The organism is Pseudonocardia tropica (genome assembly GCF_040105315.1).
GTDB classification, from domain to species: Bacteria; Actinomycetota; Actinomycetes; order Mycobacteriales; family Pseudonocardiaceae; genus Pseudonocardia; species Pseudonocardia alni.
This window is the reverse complement of record NZ_JBEDNP010000033.1, coordinates 1-17,345: the sequence shown is the minus strand read 5'-3', so window position 1 is coordinate 17,345 and position 17,345 is coordinate 1. Positions and strand designations below refer to the sequence as shown.

At 72.8% G+C, this 17,345-nt stretch carries 19 protein-coding genes; 7 read left to right on the top strand and 12 right to left on the bottom strand.

What is annotated here, in order from left to right:
* Positions 1-258 precede the first annotated feature (258 nt).
* Positions 259-834, top strand: a complete 576-nt coding sequence (locus WHI96_RS26415) for a hypothetical protein (protein ID WP_130292832.1) — start codon at positions 259-261, stop codon at positions 832-834.
* Between the two features lie 81 nt (positions 835-915).
* On the opposite strand, the gene mobF is transcribed toward WHI96_RS26415, so the two are convergent.
* From mobF to WHI96_RS26355, 11 genes are all read right to left on the bottom strand, one after another.
* Complete coding sequence (mobF, locus tag WHI96_RS26410) at positions 916-5,289, bottom strand: MobF family relaxase (RefSeq protein WP_130292835.1); 4,374 nt, start codon at positions 5,287-5,289, stop codon at positions 916-918.
* 202 nt (positions 5,290-5,491) lie between these two features.
* Positions 5,492-6,373: a hypothetical protein gene (locus WHI96_RS26405; protein WP_345643017.1), complete on the bottom strand. Its 882-nt coding sequence runs from the start codon at positions 6,371-6,373 to the stop codon at positions 5,492-5,494.
* Complete coding sequence (locus tag WHI96_RS26400) at positions 6,370-7,056, bottom strand: hypothetical protein (protein WP_345643020.1); 687 nt, start codon at positions 7,054-7,056, stop codon at positions 6,370-6,372. The genes WHI96_RS26405 and WHI96_RS26400 overlap by 4 nt, the downstream gene beginning before the upstream one ends.
* A complete protein-coding gene (locus WHI96_RS26395; protein ID WP_345643023.1) occupies positions 7,053-7,673 on the bottom strand; it encodes a hypothetical protein in 621 nt (206 codons plus the stop codon). Before WHI96_RS26395 ends, WHI96_RS26400 begins: the two co-directional genes overlap by 4 nt.
* A complete protein-coding gene (locus WHI96_RS26390) occupies positions 7,670-9,550 on the bottom strand; it encodes a type IV secretory system conjugative DNA transfer family protein (protein WP_345643026.1) in 1,881 nt (626 codons plus the stop codon). The genes WHI96_RS26395 and WHI96_RS26390 overlap by 4 nt, the downstream gene beginning before the upstream one ends.
* Positions 9,550-10,089: a hypothetical protein gene (locus tag WHI96_RS26385; RefSeq protein ID WP_345643029.1), complete on the bottom strand. Its 540-nt coding sequence runs from the start codon at positions 10,087-10,089 to the stop codon at positions 9,550-9,552. Before WHI96_RS26385 ends, WHI96_RS26390 begins: the two co-directional genes overlap by 1 nt.
* Positions 10,089-10,556, bottom strand: coding sequence for a WhiB family transcriptional regulator (locus tag WHI96_RS28005; protein ID WP_412763167.1), 468 nt, complete (start codon positions 10,554-10,556; stop codon positions 10,089-10,091). The genes WHI96_RS26385 and WHI96_RS28005 overlap by 1 nt, the downstream gene beginning before the upstream one ends.
* A 107-nt stretch (positions 10,557-10,663) precedes the next feature.
* Positions 10,664-11,050: a hypothetical protein gene (locus WHI96_RS26370; protein ID WP_345643032.1), complete on the bottom strand. Its 387-nt coding sequence runs from the start codon at positions 11,048-11,050 to the stop codon at positions 10,664-10,666.
* Positions 11,047-11,337: a hypothetical protein gene (locus WHI96_RS26365; protein ID WP_345643034.1), complete on the bottom strand. Its 291-nt coding sequence runs from the start codon at positions 11,335-11,337 to the stop codon at positions 11,047-11,049. The genes WHI96_RS26370 and WHI96_RS26365 overlap by 4 nt, the downstream gene beginning before the upstream one ends.
* Complete coding sequence (locus tag WHI96_RS26360) at positions 11,334-11,573, bottom strand: hypothetical protein (RefSeq protein ID WP_345643037.1); 240 nt, start codon at positions 11,571-11,573, stop codon at positions 11,334-11,336. The genes WHI96_RS26365 and WHI96_RS26360 overlap by 4 nt, the downstream gene beginning before the upstream one ends.
* The gene (locus WHI96_RS26355) at positions 11,573-11,797 is read right to left on the bottom strand and encodes a helix-turn-helix domain-containing protein (RefSeq protein ID WP_345643040.1); all 225 of its coding nucleotides are present in this window, start codon (positions 11,795-11,797) and stop codon (positions 11,573-11,575) included. The genes WHI96_RS26360 and WHI96_RS26355 overlap by 1 nt, the downstream gene beginning before the upstream one ends.
* A gap of 140 nt (positions 11,798-11,937) precedes the next feature.
* On the opposite strand from WHI96_RS26355, the gene WHI96_RS26350 reads away from it, so the two are divergent.
* The 6 genes from WHI96_RS26350 (at position 11,938) to WHI96_RS26325 (ending at position 16,592) form a co-directional block, all read left to right on the top strand.
* Positions 11,938-12,300 carry a winged helix-turn-helix domain-containing protein gene (locus WHI96_RS26350; protein WP_345643043.1) on the top strand — a complete coding sequence of 121 codons (363 nt, stop codon included), beginning with the start codon at positions 11,938-11,940 and terminating at the stop codon, positions 12,298-12,300.
* A gap of 149 nt (positions 12,301-12,449) precedes the next feature.
* Positions 12,450-13,820 carry an NsdA family TPR-like regulatory protein gene (locus WHI96_RS26345; RefSeq protein WP_345643046.1) on the top strand — a complete coding sequence of 457 codons (1,371 nt, stop codon included), beginning with the start codon at positions 12,450-12,452 and terminating at the stop codon, positions 13,818-13,820.
* The gene (locus WHI96_RS26340; RefSeq protein ID WP_345643049.1) at positions 13,795-14,163 is read left to right on the top strand and encodes a hypothetical protein; all 369 of its coding nucleotides are present in this window, start codon (positions 13,795-13,797) and stop codon (positions 14,161-14,163) included. The genes WHI96_RS26345 and WHI96_RS26340 overlap by 26 nt, the downstream gene beginning before the upstream one ends.
* A 277-nt stretch (positions 14,164-14,440) precedes the next feature.
* A complete protein-coding gene (locus WHI96_RS26335; RefSeq protein WP_346864528.1) occupies positions 14,441-15,283 on the top strand; it encodes an alpha/beta fold hydrolase in 843 nt (280 codons plus the stop codon).
* A 383-nt stretch (positions 15,284-15,666) separates the two neighbouring features.
* Positions 15,667-16,050 (top strand): ImmA/IrrE family metallo-endopeptidase, encoded by a 384-nt coding sequence (locus WHI96_RS26330; protein ID WP_345643054.1) that lies wholly within the window; start codon positions 15,667-15,669, stop codon positions 16,048-16,050.
* Entirely contained in the window at positions 16,047-16,592 is a 546-nt protein-coding gene (locus tag WHI96_RS26325; protein ID WP_345643057.1) for a hypothetical protein, read from the top strand. The genes WHI96_RS26330 and WHI96_RS26325 overlap by 4 nt, the downstream gene beginning before the upstream one ends.
* A 103-nt stretch (positions 16,593-16,695) precedes the next feature.
* On the opposite strand, the gene WHI96_RS26320 is transcribed toward WHI96_RS26325, so the two are convergent.
* A partial coding sequence (locus tag WHI96_RS26320) for a Fic family protein (protein ID WP_349302471.1) occupies positions 16,696-17,345 on the bottom strand: 650 nt, incomplete at its 5' end.

Genomic DNA, 17,345 nt, shown 5'->3' with positions numbered 1-17,345 from the left:
TGGTGGTCCTTCCTGGAGTTCCTTGGTCGGTACTCGAGAAAGATCACGCGGTGGCCGTCTCACGTCACGACGCCACGCCGCTCACCAGCGACGAACCCGTACACCACCTCCGCGGACGTAACCCTCCCACGATCGGACCGCAGCGGGCCGCCGGGGCGCCCATCTCGGAGACCTGCCTGCCCGGCGAGGGCCGGGGTGTGGGGCGGAGCCCCACGGTGTTGTCCCGGTTCTGTCGGTGCTTGGTCGCATACTCGCGCCATGACCCAGTGCATCGGTCCGCTGCCCGGGTGGGTGGTCCCTGCCGAGCAGCAGGTGCGGGACTGCTGGTGGAACGCGCACCAGGTGGCGACCGTCGCCGCTGAGGACAGCGCGTTGGGCGTGTTCGTCGCGCTGGACTGGGTATTGCGTCCGGCCGAGCGGCAGACCCCGGTGACGGTGCGGTCGGTCCCTCCGAGTTGGCAGTTCGTGCGGGGTGAGTCCTGGGCGGCGCTGTCGGTGGCTGCGGGACGGCCGGAGCCAACAGGGAGGGACTGGCGGCGGCTCGGGGCGCTGCAGGGTCCGACGCGGGCGACGCATCGGGTCCAGTGCTGCGGCGTCTGGCAGGGGCTGTCGTGGCTGTTGGGGGTGCGGGCGGAGCCGCCGATCGGGATTCCGGACCGAGACGAGTCCGGGGCGGTCGTGCCGGGCTCGGAGGTCTACTGCCTGCCGGTGGATCGGTCGCGTCCGGCGCTGCTGGCGGCCAAGCGCAGCCGGGAGGAGCGCGAGCTGGACGAGTCGGTGCGCCACTGGGAGCACATCCGCACCCTGGCCGACCGCGAGAAGCCGGCCGTGTAGCGACGCCGCTGCCGGTGGACGGAACGGGGGCTGGGAGCCGACCAGGTGGTCGGCTCCCCGCCCTCATCTCGTCCCGAGTAGCTAAAGTCCGGTCGGTTCCAGCTGGTCCTCCGCGTCGTGGGCGTCGGCGTGTTCGGCGGTCTGGTCGTCGTGGTGCCACTGGGTGAGCTGCTGGTGGCGGTCGTGTTGTTCGCCGTCCTGCTCGTCGAGGGCGTCGCGGTAGGCGATCTCGTCGAGTACCCGCCCGGCCTGGGCGACCGAGTCGGCGGCCTCGTCCGCGGTCGGGACCCGGACGACGTCCTCCGAGGCACTGGTCCGCGGCGGTGCGTCGTCGCGGACATTCGCCTCGTGCGTCGCGGTGTCGTCGTCGTGCTCAGCGGGGTCGAGGTCGTCGACGAAGTCGGCCTCGGTGATCTCGCGGTGCTGCTCGTCCTCAGCCTGGTCGTCCAGGTGCGCGGTCATCCATTCCTCGACGGTGACATGGTCGGCGGGGTCGTCGGTAGCGTCGCGGGAAGCCAGCTCGGCCTTGGACAACTCGGCCTGCAACCGGGTCTGGGTGGTGTGGAGCAGCCACCGGCCCCGGGCGTCGTCGACCTGCTGGAGTTCCTCAGCCCGCTCGGTCAGCGTGCGCGCCAGGGCCGCGGCCTGCTCTGCCTCGGCGGTGAGGCGTTCCCGATCGGACTGCTGGCCGGCGTTCTCGGCCTCGGCGCGGCGGAGGGCGGCGTCCTGCTCGTAGCGTGCGGCGGCCTGTCGGGTTCCGGCCAGCTCGTTGCCGACGTAGCGGGGCGCGGCGGCCAGCTCGCGCTCGTAGGCGCGCACGCGCATCCGGAGCTGGCCGTTGGACAGCTCCAGGTGCTCGCGTTCGACCTCCGGGCGGCCCAGCGCCCGCCACGCAGCGCGGTGCGCGGCGAACTGCTCGACCTGCCCCGGCTGCGGCGCCGGACCGAGCGGGTCGGTGTCGTCGTCGTGGCCGCGGACCTCCCGGTAGGCCGCGACCTGCCCGACGGCGCTCTGCCACCGCTGGCGCGCCTGCTGGTCGGCTGGAGGCTCCCCGAAGGCGTCCACCGCCCACCGCGGCGGTTCCGCGACCGCGTCGGCGCCGAGCTGGGCGGCGCGCTGGTCGGCGGCCTCGGCCAGCACCTGCAGGTAGGCGTTCCAGCCCTCGTCGTCGGTGCGCGGAACCCAGTCGGTCCAGCGCTCCCCCACCGGGTCGAAGCGGTGGGAGTCGCGGATGCGGGAGTAGAGCACGTTCGCGACGCTGCGCGACCCGGACAGCGGTCCGCGCTGCACGGCATCGGCGAGGACGGTGTGGGGGTCGTGGCTGGCCAGCTCGGCGCGGCGCAGGATGCGGGTCAGGGCGGCGGTGCCGTCCTCCGCGGCGACCTTTGCCCGCTCGTCGGGGGTCAGGGCCCCGGTGGCGACGAGCTGGTCGAGCGCGTGCGCGGTGCGCGCGGTGGCGACCCGCTGTGCGCCGTCGGCGAGCCGCTCGGCCGCGGTCGCCGCGCTGGCCGCTCGCTCGGCGGAGGCGGCCTCGGTGGCGAGGGCGGACTGGGACACGGCCTGGTCGGCGCCGTCGAGGATCGTCGCGACCGCGGCGACGGGGCTGCGGTGGATGCCGTGCGCCTGGGGGGTTCCGTCGGCGAGGTCGTCGGGGCCGGTGTGGGTGGTGACGTGTGCGGTGTTGCAGTCCCGGCCGCGGGACATGCCGACGTAGAGGGAGTTCGCGCGGGTCGCGGGGGTGACGACGGTGTGGGTGGTGTCGACCGTCGCGCCCTGCCCGGCGTGGGTGGTTCCGGCGTAGCCGAGCGCGAGATGCTCGGCGACGTAGGCGGCCGGCAGGACCATGCGGTCCCCGGTCCCGGTGCCGTGGGTGTCGGTGGTGACCTCGAGCGCGCCGTCGTCGCGGACCGCTGTGACCCGGAACAGGTCGCGGTTCATCACCGGTCGCCGGTTGCCCTCGTACCCGGCCAGGGTCCAGTCGATCGCGCGGGCCTCGACCAGGTCCCCGACCCCGGCCACGGTCCCCTGCATCCCCAACGGCACGCCGGTCTCGGCGACCCGGCCGAGCCGGACGAGCTCGGCCCGCACGCTGGCGGAGACGCGGGCGGCCTGGTCGTTGGAGTCGACCAGCAGCAGCGACCTCTTACCGGCGAGGGTGTCGGCCAGCCACGCCCGCGCGGCGGATTCTTCCGCCCCGTCGCGGTCGCCGGCGTCGAGGAGGCGGCCGTGCTGGTGGTAGTCCTGCAACACCGTCTGGTCGGCCTCGCGCAGCCGCAGCGAGGCGTCGCGTTCCCACCCGGCGCTGAACCGGCGGGCGTCGGTCAGCTCGTAGCTCGACCCCGCCGTGGCGAGCAGGTCCATCGCGCCGCCGGCGCCGACCGCGGAGAGCTGGCGGTGGTCACCGGTGAGCAGCAGCTTCGCCCCGGCCGCCGCCACGCGGGCGTGGATCTGCTCCAGCGACGCGGTGTCGGTCATCGCGGACTCGTCGACCACGACCAGGTCGCCCTCGCGCAGCCGCCATGCCTCGTCGCCGTCGCGGGTGCGGCGCTCGGCCGGGGCGGCGTCGAGGCGGGCCTGGGTGGCCGACCAGCGGGCGATGTTCGCTGCGGTCAGCCCTTCGGCGGTCAGGACCTCGGTGGCCTTCTGGCTGGTCGCCAATCCGAACACCCGCCGCGGCGCGGCCGGCGGGGTGCCGTCGGGGCCGGCGGGTAGGGCCGGGTCGCTCCACGCCCGGGCCAGGGCGCCGACGACGAACGACTTCCCGGTTCCCGCGGGCCCGACGAGGGTCTCGACCCGGGCACCGGAGGTCAGGATTCCGCGCACCGCGGCGGCCTGGTCGACGCCCAGCTCGATGCCGTCGGTCCGGAGCCGGTCGACGAAGCGGTCCGCCGCGCCGCGGGTGAGCGCGGTGCCGTTGTGGGCGGCGGTCGCCGCGAGCAGGATCCGCTCGGAGCGGATCTGGTCGGTCGTGGTGTAGAGCCGTCCGCCCGGCGCGCGGAACGCCGACTCCCCGTTCGCGGTCCGCATGTCGGCGGGCAGCAGGTCCTCGCCGGGCTCGGCTGCGTCGAGGTCGACCAGGTGCTCCAACGCGACGTCGGTGAGCTGGTCCAACAGGGTCGCCACCTCGGCGCCGTCGGGGACGCCGAGGTAGTCCGGCAGGGCGGCGTTCACCGCCCGGGTGAGGTCGGCGCGGGTCCACCCGGCCTTGCGGTCGCGTACGTCGGCGACGGCGATCTCCACGACCGCGGTCGGGTTGAACGTCTGCGGCTGCACGCCCTCGCGGCGGGCGGCGAGGGCGGTGTCGGCGATCCCGGCCAGCCCGCCGTCGATGTCCGCGCGCAGCTTCGCCGCGGTCTCGTCCAGGAACTCCTCCCGGGTCTGCCCGTCGTGGGACTTCGCCGCCCGCGTCGCGAACGTCGCCTGTCGGGACAGCCGGTCGCGCTCGGCGGAGTTCGGGGCGCGGCCGTAGCGGTCCTCGAACGCCTCGAACAGCTCCGCGGTCTTCGCGGTCACCTTGTGCCGCCGCGAGGACAGCAGCAAGATCGCCTCGTCCGGGACGCCGAGGATCTCGCGGGACTTCCCGTCCGGACGCGTCACCGCGAGCGTCCCCAGGGTGTAGGCCAGCGTCTCCTCGGTCGTGCGCTCGGCAACCGCCGCGGCGGCCGGGCGCCACCGGTACAGCGAGCGGCCGTCGAGGGTGCGCCACTGCCCGTCCGGGCCCTCGACCCGGTTCAGGGTGCCGTTGTGGATGTGGAGCTGCGGGTCCCCGTCGCGGGAGTCGTGCTGGAAGAACGACGCCACGGTCCACTCGTGAGCGTCGGCGTAGCGGCCCGCGGCGCCGCCGTGGTGCCCGACCCGGGTGTAACCGGCCTTGTCCTGCAAGTACGAGAGCGCGGCGTTGTTGCCCGCCCAGATCGCGTCCTCGACGGCCGTGCGGAACTGGCCCCACGCCGCGGCGGTCTCCTCGTCGCCCGCGTTGCGGGCGGCGACCTCGCGGGCCTCGAACGCGGTGTGCAGCAGCGTCACCGACTTCTGCACGCTGAATGTGATGTCGAAGAACGCCACGTTGTGCCGAGCGGCCTTGCCCGCCTCGGTACGCAGCTCCGCGCGGCGTTCCGCGGCGGCGTCCGGCTCGCGTTCCAACGCCTGCTCATAGAGTTCCTCGGCGGTCCGGTACTTGCGTCCCACGTGTCCCAGCGTCGCCGCGCTGTCCCACTGCTGCGGGTCACCGAACGCGGTGTCCCGAGGGTCGATGAAACGCTCGTAGACCGCCCGCATGTCCTGGGCGTCCACCAGACCGCGCAAGCCGAGCTTCTCCGCACCCGCGCCCCACCAGCGCCCCGGCGGTTCGCCCGCGGCGACCGCGCCGGTGTAGTAGTTCTCCCGCCCGGTCGCGACCTCCTTCAACAGGTACTCCGGGCTGTAGCCCGAGGAGATGCTCAGCACCCCGACCACCCCGAAACGATCGTCGTCGGGGCCTGGTCGCGGTCGATGGCACGGGTCCTCCGGCGTGGCCGGCCGGAGGCCGGCCCGCCCCCTCGGATCGTGATGCATCGGTGTGCGTCTTTTGATCTTGGGGTTCTGTTGCTCTGTTCGGGGTAGTCGCTCTCGGTTCTGGTGTTCTGCTCGGTCGCGGTGGTCTTCTCGCTGCCGGTGCTCATCGGGTGGTCCTGTTCTGGGGCTCGTCGGGGACGAGGTGCAGGCCGTTCGCGGTCTGCGGTGGGTTGTCGCGGAGCTGTCGCAGCGCTCGGGCGGCGGTTCCCCGGCCGACGTCGGCCAGTTCCTCCAGCTCCCGCACGGTGGGGAGGGCGCCGTGGCGGTCGCGGTGGGTGAGGGCGGTGGTGCGGGCGCGCTCCTGCGCGCCCGCACCCGAACCGCCCGTCCCACCGGCCGCCGACGGTGCCGGCCGGACGGCCGGGCGCGAGGCCGGGTGGGACACCGGCCGCGGCGGGCCCGGGATCACCGGCCCGTCCAGCGCGGGTGGGACACCCGTCCCGTGCCCCACCGTGACCGGGCGTTCCACCGGTGTCCGGTCGGACGACGGGACGGTGATGGTCGCCCGGGCCCGCGGTCCGGCCGCGCGCTCGGACTCGGCCGGGTCGCGGTCGGCCGCCTGGGCGTCGGTGCGGGTCTCGGCGAGGAGGTAGAGCAGGTGCGCGACGACGGCCGCCGCGATCGCGGGCCACGCTCCGACGCCGAACCGCAGCGCCGCGTTCACGGCCAGCTCCCCACCCGCGGTGACCGAGTCGGAGGCGAGATACACGGCCTGCGCGAGACCCGACAGCCCGGCCGAGACGATCACCACCGACCAGGCGTAGCGGGCCGCCGACCCATGCAGCCGGGCCGTGGCGGTGTAGGCGACCAGCGCGAGCCCGTCGGTGATCAGCGGGTAGATCCAGGCGATCCCGGCCGGGACCCGCGCTGCGAGCGCGACCTCGAACAGGCCGTGCGCCGTCGCGACCCCGGCGCCGAGCGCGACGGCCAAGCCCGGCAGCCAGATCGCGGCGCGACCGGCCCGGCCGGTGCTGCGTGCGGTCACCGCAGCGCACCCCCGATCGCCCCGGGCACCGCTCGGTCGTCGACGGGCGGCTCGGGCGGCGCCTGCCCCCGCCCGGTCGCCCACCAGCCGACGATCAGCCCCGTGTGCCGGGTCCCGGGCACCGGCGCGGGGGCCCCGGGCGGAGCTCCCCAACCGGGCCTGGTCTGGTGCGCCTCGATCGAGCACGACCCGACGCTCTTACGGAGCCGGCTGACCACGCCGGGGCGCTGGCGGTCGTGCCAATCCCCGGCGAGCTGCACCGAAGCGTCCGGACCCTGGTAGGCCGCACACCAGGCGTGCATCAGCCACAGCAGTTCCTCGACGACGTCGGCGTGCCAGGCCCAGCACTCCGGCACGACGGCGGCGCCGTCGGGGTAGCGCAGGAACACCCGGCGCAGCCACTCGGTCAACTCGTCGAGCAGCTGCGCGACCTTCTCCGGCTCGGCCGGGGCGAGCAGCCACGACGGCGCCGCAGCCGGGCGGCGGCGGGCCGCCAGCGTCGCGAGAGCCTGCGCGGTCTCGGCCACGACCTGCGCCAACTCGTCGATCCGACCGTCGACCGGGCCGAGCACGTCCAGGCGGCGGGTCAGGTCGTCGACCTGCCGGGCCAGCCCGACGACGGCCGCGCCGGTCGCGTTCCCCGACCGATCCGCGTGGGGATCGGGGTGCGGGGGCGGGTTCATCGACCCCACTCCCCATCGTCACCGGCTCCGTCGGCTGCCCGACCCCCTGCCGGCGGGTCGCGGTGGTCCAGGTCGTCGGTGACGGCATCAGCCTGGGTCGCGCGGACCAAACCAGAGACGCGGCGCATCTCGGTGTCGGTCAGCGGGCGGACACCGCCCGGCGCGGTCTCGTCAGGGGTGAACCACATCCCGCCCGCCGAGTCACGGTCGTCTGCGCCCTTCGCCTCGATCGCGGCGTCCCGGTACGGGTCGTTGACCATGTCCTCGACCCGGCGGAGCTCCAGCTCAGTCGCAGCCCTGTCGTCGTTCGGGTCGTCGTCGACGTGGGCGACCGCGTCGAGGTGCGCCTGGTGCGCGGCGTCGTGACCGCCGGTGAACCAGCCGTCGGGGTCGGCCTGCTGCTCCATCTCCGCGCGCAGGCGGCGCATCGCGTCGTCGTACTCGCGCTGCTCGCGCATCTGGTCTCCGATCAGGTCCAATAGCCGATCGCGGTCGGCCTCGTAGCGGGCGATCTCGTCGTCGTTCAGGGCCCCGGCGGCGCGCGCGGCGAGGAGGGCGCGCAGGCGCTCCTCCAGCGCGACGACGTCGGACTCGGTGACCTGCGGTCGCCGCCTCATCGATCCGCCTCCCCGTCGGTGCCCGGCCGCGGGGTGGCGGGGGTGTGCAGGGACTCGTCGTGGATGACGGCCAGCTCGCGGAACATCGCGTTGGCGTCCCGACGCCGCTCGTGGCTCTCGGCGAACCTGTCCGGCCAGCGCGTGGCCAGGACCGAGAGCGCGGCCTGGGCGACGTCGTCGCGCCACATCCGCAGCTCGTCGAGCCGCAGCGCGCGGGCCGCGCGGGCGTCGGCCCGGCGGCCGTCGCGGCCGTGGGTGCGGACGTCGCGACGGGTCCACGCCATGCGGGCCCGGCCGATCACCGGGGCGATCCCGCGCCGGATCACCACCACCCGCCCCGCGGGCAGGTTCGCGATCTGCGCCGGGGCGAGCACCGGCACCTTCCGCACCGACCGGGACGCGACCCGGCCATGCTCGTCGGTCGTCGACACCTTCTCGTCACGCTCACCGGCCAGGGTCGACCAGAACTCCAGGTCCGACTTGTCCCGCGTCCCACCGAAGATCATCACCGCGGCCGTGTTGTTCAGGATCGTCGCGGCCTTGTGCTCACCCCACCGGGCCAGGAGCTGCGCGCGGGACTGGAACGCGCACAGGATCGTCACTCCCCGACCACCCATGTCCGCGGTCCAGGACTCCAGCGGGACCGGGCTGATGAGCGCGGCCTCGTCCAGGAAGAGTCCGAGCGGCGGGTCCAGCCGGCCCTTCGGCTGCCCGGCGGCGAGCCGTCGGGCCTCGCGGGCGATGTGCCCGGTCAGGGCGCAGACCAGGGGTGCGGTCTGGGCCTCCTCCGCGCCTAGCAAGAACACCGTCGCCCGCCTGTCCAGAAGCCGGGCCACGTCGAACCCTGCGCCCGGCTCGGCCGCCGCGGCGGCGGCCGGGTGGGTGAGCCACCCGAGGGCGGGCATCACGGAGGAGGTGATCGAGGAGCGGGTGCGTTCGTTGGTGGTGATGAACTGCATCGCGTCCTGCTCGAACGCGGTCACGCCCGAGCGCCGCAGCAGGGCGGGGACCTCGCGGCCGGCGGCGTCGGGGTCGGCGACCCACCCGAGCACATCGGCCATCCGCCGGCCCCCGAGGGCGGCGGCGTGCAGCAGAGCGGCCAGGACGCGGCGGGCCTGACCGTCCCAGAACTCCCGATCCCCACCCGAACCCGACGCGACCGCGGCGAGCATGTCCGTCGCCCGCTCCGTCGCCGTCACCGGATCCGAGCAGCCCGTCAGCGGATCGAACGTGATCGTCGAGACCCGGTCGCCGAGCCCGGCCGGGTTGAACACGAACACCTCCCCGCGGGCCTGGCGCCGGATCGGCGCGCACAGGTCCAGCAGGTCCGTGCGGGTCGAGGTCACCAGGGCCGCACCGGGGGCGTCGAGGACGCGCCCGGCCAGCCAGCCGGTCTTACCGGTGCGCGGGCCGCCGACGACGATCACCACGTCCTCGACCAGCGCCCACACCCGCAACGCGCCCGTGCGGCACAGCTCCACCGCGGCCTCAGTGGTCGCGAGCCGCCACCGCTGGATCCGGGGCAGCCCGGCCAGCGAGGGGCGGACGGTGCCGGTCCGCTGCCGGACCGCCAGCGTCCCAGCGTGCCGGACGATGTCCAGGCTCGACGCGACCCCGACCTTGCGGCGGGACCGCGACGCCCACCGCGACACCGTCGCCGACGAGCGAGTCCAGCGGTGCCACACGATCACCACCGCCAACCCGGCCACCGCGACCAGCGCAGGCCAGGACAGGGCGGTGACGATCGTCGCCGCCGAGAGCAGCGCGACCGCGGCGAGCCCGGCGGCCAGACCCCGGGCCCCGCGCGACCACGCGAGCAGCGCGCCTCCGGCGAACACGGTCAGGACCAGAGCCGTGGAGCTGAACAGGATGCCCATCAGCCGTCCACTCCCGTCAGCTCTACCCACGCCGCGACGTCCGCGCGGTGGCGGGCGCAGGAGTCGGCGTGGCCGGTCTCGTTGTCGGTCGGGTGGGACTCGAACGGACCGTCATCGGTGACCTGCTGGTCGCAAGTGGTGCAGCGCCAGAACGCCGACGGCGTCCTGAACGACCGGATCCCCTCCCGCTCGGGGTCGGGGACCCGGCCGCAGACCAGCCAGTCGAACGCCGCTTCCCCGACCGGTACCCCGCCGGTCGGCAAGCTGAGGACCGCGCCGATCTCGTCCCACGACCGCCCGGCCGCGCGGGCGGAGCGGGCGTAGTCGTAGAGCTGGGCCTCGGCGACGCTGCGCACCAGCAGCGCGGCCCGAACCCCGGCGAGTGGGTCGTCGAGGCGCCGGTCGGTGAAGATCGTGAACCCGGGGATCGGGACCTCGGTCTCGGTCGCGCCAAAGACCTCGACGGCGATCCGGCGGACCAGCTCCCGGATCCGGCCGGCGGCCTGCCCGGACTCGGTGACCTTGAACAGCTCGCTCATCACCGACCACCACCAGCGACGGCGGCCAGCTCGGCGGCCCAGCGATCGACCGTCCGGCGGGACACCCCGAACGCGGCCGCGACCTCCCGCCGCGGGACGCCCTGCGCGAGAGCGGTCTTGCCGTCGGCCACGATCGGCGATCGGCTCCGGGACGGCACCTGTCGGGCTCCGGCCGGGACCTGGAAGGTGACCGCGCCCTGGCACGCCGTGACCCGGTGCGCGGGCCGGGCCGCGCGGGCCCGTCGGCGCTCGGCCGCGGTCATCCCTCCGGCGATGCCGTCCGGCTGGGACTCGATCGCCCAGTTCAGGCACTCGGCCCGGACCGGGCACCGCCCGCAGACGCGCTTGGCGCGGGTGACCTGCCGCGCGTACGCGGCACCGTCCTCCGCGACCGGGAAGAACAGCTCGGGGTCCACCGACAGGCACCCCGCGCGCTCGCGCCACCGGTCGTCGTGTCGCTCTACCATCGTCTCCTCGCCTGCCTTCTGCTGATGTGCGGTGAGAGCGGCCCGGCGGCTGTGTCCCGCCAAGAACCCGTCGCCGGGCCGTCCCTCGTGGTGTGTGCTCGCCTCGGTCATCGCGCGTCCCCCTGCTCCGGGGTCCGGGCCGGGGCGGCGAACAGCCCCGGCATCGCGTCCAGCTCGTCGCGCCGCCGGTCCCGGTCCGCGGCGCTGTCGCGACCCGCCCGGGCGCCGGGCACGACGTCGGCCAGGTGCGCCAGCCGCACCGGCAATGGCCGGTTCTCCAGCAGCGCGAGCGCGACCTGTCGCGACGGGCACTCCTGGCGCCGTGCCACCGGCCACCCGCACCCCGGGCACCGACCCGCGGTCGGGCTGTAGTGCTCGACGACGACGCGCAGCCGCTCCGTGCGTCCGGTCGGGCACAGCAGCCGCGGGTCGAGGTCGTCGGGCTGCGCGACCGGGTCCCCGACCCCGGACGTCGTGTCCAGCCGGGTGCTCACGTCCACCACTCCCGTGCGACGTCGAGCGACGCGCCGGAGCCCTGCTCGGTGAGCGCGTAGCGCAGCCCGCCCGCCTCGACCGGCTCCGGGACGCGTCCGGCCCCGTCCGGGCACAGCACCGACCCGTCCTCGTGGGAGAACTCAGGCGGGTGCCCGGCCCGGGCGGGCCAGCCCGCCGGCGGGACGTCGACGACCGGGGACCAGCAGCCCGGACACACCAGGTCCGCGACGTCGACGACGTCGTCGCCGAGCACGTGGTCGACCGGGTACTCGGCCGCCGCGCTCACGACCCGCTCCCGGAGGTCCCGGCCTGCTGCGTCCCGTTCAGCGCGGGCGTCGCCGCCTGGTCGAACGCCGACATGAACGTCCCGACGGCCGCGGGCACCCCGGCCCCGACCGGCGTGGCGATGAACAGCACCAGGGCCAACGCGGCGAACGCGACCGCCCCACCGGCCGAGCGGGCCTTGGCGCAGATGAACACCCCGACCAGCGCGACGAGGATCAGCACTCCGACGCTGCCCATCACGCACCGCCCCGCAGGTCGGCGGTCGCCCCGGCGACGGCGCTCTCGACGAGCGTCTCGATCACCTGCGCCGGGACCAGCCAGCGGCCCCGCACGCGGACCGCCCGCAGCTCCCCGGTCGAGATCGCCCGGTAGACGGTCATCCGCGACATCTTCAGCATCGCGGCCACCTCCTGGACGTCGTAGAAGGTCGGCCCCGCACTCGGAGCTCCGTTGGTCGTCATCTCTGCTCTCCGTTCGTATCCATACACACATGGTGTGCCATATGCACATAGTGCACAAGGTTGCATCGGGGTGGCTCCGCCGTGCGTGGCGACTACGCGCCCGTCACCGGGCTGCGTAGGCTCCCGACCGGAGGAGGCCGATGACCGAGCACACGGGGCGCCCGAAGTACCTGCAGGTGGCCGACGAGCTACGCCGCGCGATCCGCGCCGGCTCCTACCCCGTCGGGAGCGAGCTGCCCTCGACCTCGCAGCTCACCCGCACCTTCGAGGTGTCGACAACCGTCGTGCGCGCCGCCGTCCGCGAGCTGCGCCAGGAGGGCGTTGTCCAGGGCCAGCCCGGCAAGGCCGTCTACGTCACCGCCGAACCCGGCGAGACCCCCGACGACACCGACCGTTCCGACCTCGCCGTCCGGCTGCGCGAGCTGGAGGACCGCACCTCGACCGCCCTCGCCGCGCTCGAAGCCCGGGTGACGGAGTTGGAAGGCCGAACCTCCCGGCCGTAGCTCCCCGGACCGCCTGTTTGCTTCTGCGATGCTCTCCATGCGAATCAGCAAACAATGTCGGTGCCTCTACCTACAGTGTGCTCAGGGGGTGCATCCGTGCACAGGGGGTGCACACGGGGTGCAGGCAGCCCCTCCGGGCGGTGGTACGGATGGGCGGGGCGACGCCGAACGTCGCGCTCGGTCGCGCGATGACCGAAGCCGAGATGACCAACAACGGGCTCGCCCGCCGGGTCCGTGACCTGGCCGCACGTCGCGGCGTCCGCAGCGCCGCCGACCACGTCGCCGTCAAACGGTGGCTCGACGGCACACAGCCCAAGGCCGAGACGGCCGTCCTGATCGCGACCTGCCTGTCAGAGAAACTCGGCCGCACCGTCACCCCGTTCGGACTCGGCTTCACCGCCGTCGTCACCGGCGACGACGCCCCAGCGACCACCGTCGAACCGGTCGTCTACCCCGACGACGCCGACACCGCGACCGACCGCCTCGACTCCGTCGCCGCGGCCGACACCGCGGGCATCCTCGTCCCCGGCCCGCACGCCTGGGACGGCTTCGCCACCCCATCGATCATCACTGGCTACCTGTTCGACGACCGCAGCGAGTACCGCCGACCCGACAGCGACGACGCCCCGGTCGACGCCGAGGCGATCCGGCTGACCACCGCCCGCCTCATGGATCTGGACTTCCAGCTCGGCGGCGGACACACCCGCGAGCTGCTGCTGTTCTACTTCCGCAGCCAGGTCCTCCCGCTGCTCCGCTCGCTGCCCCGCGGCGCCGGCCGCGCGGACATCCTGTCCGCGACCTCGGAACTCGCCCAGATGCTCGGCTGGAGCGCCTACGACGCCGGGCGTCACGCCGCCGCGCAGCGCTACCTCACATACGGCCTGCGCCTCGCCCGCGACGCCGGAGACGTTCTGCTCGGCGCCCGGCTCCTCGCCAACCTCAGCCACCAGGCCAACTACCTCGGCCGCTACCGCGACGCGGTCCAGCTCTCCCGCGCGGCGATCACCACCAGCACCGGAATCCCGGCACCGGCCACCCTCGCGATGCTGCACGCGATGGAGGCACGGGCCCTCGCGTCGCTGTCCGACGGCCCCGGAGCCGAGCACGCGCTCGGACGCGCCGAGGCGTCGCTGCACCAAGGCGGCGACGCCGACCCGGCGTGGATCAGCTACTTCGACCCCGCCGAGCTGGCGGGCGAGGCCGCACACTGCTTCCGCGACCTCGGCCGCGGCGAGGAGACCCGCCACTTCGCCGGCCTGGCAGTCGCCTCCGACGCGACCCCGCCCCGGACCAGGGCGTTCATCAACATGGTCACCGCGGCCGGGGCGTTACAGGAGGGATCGCTCGACGAAGCCGTCGCGGCGGCGCGCTTAGCGATCGAGCTGGCTGGGCCGCTGCAATCCAGCCGGTACCAGCGCTATGTCGCCGACTTTGTTCAACAGGTATCCGCGGCATACCCCCGCGAACGACACACTTCAGAACTCGCGGAGTTGAGTGATCGCGCGTCGCGGTCGGGTTGAAGGTGGCCACAAGATCGGCGCCGAGGTCGGGGTCTCCCGGCAGCGCGCCCGCCAGCTCTACGACGCCGCACTCGCCGACACTCCGGTCGCGCAGGTCGAGGAGCACCGCGCCGAGGAACAGCTCCTCGCCGACGACGTCACCTGCGAGCTCCTGGCCCTCGGCCGAGATCCGTCGATCCCGGCTCGCATCCGCGTCGAGGCGTACTCCGTCGCGTGCCGGTGGGCCGAACGAAAGGCCCGGCTCCTCGGCCTCGACTCGAAGGTCGCGGTGATCGGCGAGGACCTGGTCGACGCCGAGATCGCTCGATTCACGGCCGAGCTCGGCCAGCGGTCGCAGGACTGACCGCGGCGTGGTTCGCGAGTTACCACTGAGCGGGTTGCCAGCGAGCTGCAAGGACGTGTGGCCGTCCCAAGCGATGACGCAGGCTGCTGGCCAGCTTCGGGCGATCCTGGACGAGGTTTCGGCCGACCAGTTGGTGCGCTCTGCCGCGACGCGGCACCGGATCGAGGGAGCTGTACTTGCCCTCGACGCCGCCTTGACTCCGCAGGGTTCACGGATCGCGCCGCTGTCACCCGTTCGCCTTGGAGCATCGGTGGGGACAGTCGGTGAGGATGACGGTGTGAACGACGCCTCCGGTGATCACCGTTCAACGATCGACGTCGACGGCTGCGACCTCAGCATCCGGATCACGGGGAGCGGAAGACCGGCGATCGTATTCCTGAACAGCTCCGGAGGCGATGGCAGCGAATGGAACCATCTGAGGCCGTTGCTCCCGCGCGACACGACGGTCGTGGACTACGGACGACCGGGCCTCGCGGGCTCGGCCCCCCTGTCCGGCGGTGAGGCCGAGCGAGAGTTCGGTCCGCGGTGGGCTGCAGAGCAGCTTCGAGGACTTCTTGCGCGCGCCGGGGTCGCACCGCCGTACGTCCTCGTGTCGAGCAGCCTCGGTGGCTGGATCCTCTCGATGTACGCGGCGACCTGGCCGGAGGAGCTCGCCGGTGCGGTCATGGTCGACCCCACCATGCGGACCGCGTGGCCGGACGAGGTGGTGCGGCGACCTGTGATCGAGGACGGCAACAACGGCGGGATCCGATTCCCGATGGGCCGCTCGTTCGAGGAGCTCCGCGAGGCGCCCGCGTCGCCGGTTGCTCGCTGCGTCGTGGTCTCGAGCAGTGTCGGGCGCTGGCTGCGTGACCCACCCGAGAACCCCTTCTACGAGCCGCTGACACTCGACCAGGTCGACGAGCTGTGGCAGGACTTTCAGCGCGACTGGGCTCGCCATCTGTCCGCGATCCAGGTCGTCGCCCATTCCGCCGGGCACTTCGTGCACAAGGACGCACCCGAGCTGGTCTCGCTTGTAATCAGCGAGGTGTGCTGCGCCTCTCGGGGGGACCTGCCCTTGCAACTCAGCTCAAGGGATCTCGACGAGGCCGGCGGCCACCTGGCATCGCAGCTCGGTTGAGCCGGCTCACGAGATGCCGCTCATCTTGATCGACGGATAACCCCTGGGTAATCCCGATGCCGACCAAGTGGTCACCACGACCCCGAGTTCGGCGACACACTTCCTGCCACCCCGGTCGCTTGGCGACGAGCAGGAAGAGGGCGATGTGCGTCACGTCAGATGTCGACTCCACGTAGCGCGTAGCGGGTGTCGGGGGCTTGTGTCACGATGCGATTCCCCGACGCCATGCTGCGCGCTCCCCGCCCGCACGACCTTGGAAGGATCGAGTGCCGACGGATATCCCGTCTCGGGAAGCGGAGAAGCTCCTGGCCCGAGTGTGGGCGGATGACTACGGCCGGATCGCTCTGCCAGTCGATCCCGTGTGGATCGCACGCCAGCTCGGCATGGAGGTCTACGTCAGTGCCCTCGACCCGGACGTCTCCGCGCTCATCTACGCGGCGCCAGGGTCGCAGACCAGCATTTACCTGAACAAGGACGAGCCTCGGGTCCGTCAGCGGTTCAGCTGCTCGCACGAGATCGGTCACTACGTGCGTAGGACAGCTAGCGGTGCCGCCTCCTTCGGATTCGTGGATCACCGCGACCACATCTCCTCGTTAGGTCTGGACCCGGAGGAACGGTGGGCCAACCAGTTCGCGGCCGCGCTCCTCATGCCGGCCGATCTCGTGAGGGCGTCTCCCCAGCGTGACCCGGTCGACTTGGCCCGGACCTTCGCGGTCTCCCGTCGTGCGATGGAGATCCGGCTCGACGATGTCCGACCGGCCGCGTGACCGACGACCGCTCGTCTGGGGACGATGATTCCCCGGGGCAGCCCGGAGCGCCCGAGCCCCCGGCAGCCCCGGTCCCACCGGTTCCCGTTGCCGAACAGGCACCCAAGGGCGGAGAAGGCGGCAAGGACGCTAACGACGTTCAGAACGGCGCCCCGCAGGCCGACATCGCGGCGTCTGAGGTCGGCACGGATGTCGCACAGGCTGCGGCGCTCGGGCGTCAGAAGCGGCCAGCCCGCAGTGAGTGGGCAATGGAGCGGGAGGGCCGCCAGAACGAGCTTCACGCGAGGCGCGACGAGCTGGAGCTGAAGAAGGCTGTCGCTCCCTGGCTGTTCGTAGCGCTTGGTACGCAGCTGGGCCTCGCGAACGCGATCTTTCTGTTGTACTGCATCGTCAATGGCTTCAAGATCGACCCGGGCGTCATGCAGGTGTGGCTGAGCGCTGCGGTAGTCCAGGTTCTCGGCCTGGTGTGGATCGTTGTCCGGTACCTGTTCTCCGCGACGGCGGCTCCGGATGGGCCGGGGCGACGTTTTGACCGCTCTTAGAAGCGGTGGCCTGATGACCCTGTGCCCGGTGAGCGTCGGCCACGGATCGATGTTGACGGCTGCGATCTGAACGTCTGGATCACCGGTGACGTCAGCCCGGCGCTCACTCGGGGCGAGTCAACACACTCAGGAACTCGTGATTGACAAAGAGGAGTTCCCGACCAACCTTCACGTCGTGTAGAAGGCCCGCCTCGACCAGGGCGTGCAGCCAGGAGGAAGCGGTCTGGCGGGAGACGTCGCACCGGGTTGCGACAACGTTGATGCGGCAGTAGGGCTGCTCGAACAGTACGGCCAGGAACTGCGCGTCCCGGCCCCCCGGAGTGGCAGCACGAGCGCGCTCGGCGATGTCCTCCTGGCACGTGCGGATGGCTCCGATCTTTCGTGTTGTCGACACTGCCGACTCGCGGACGACGTCGAGCATGTAGAGCACCCACTCGATCCAGGCGCCCTCCGCTGTCACGGCTCGCAGGAGCCGGTAGTAGTCGTTCTTGCGGGCAATGATGGCGCGTGAGAGATAGAGGATCGGGTCATTCAACAGACCGGCCTCGATGAGCATCAGGATGTTGATGACGCGGCCAGTACGTCCATTGCCGTCGTGGAAGGGGTGGATGGCCTCGAACTGGTAGTGAGCCTTTGCCAACCTGATGGACGAGCAGGTCAGCTGGCGTGCGGCGTGGCGTGACCTCGAAAGGGTGAAGCTCCTGGTAGACGGGCGATTGCCTAGATCAATCCGCCTGACCAGGAGCTTCAGAG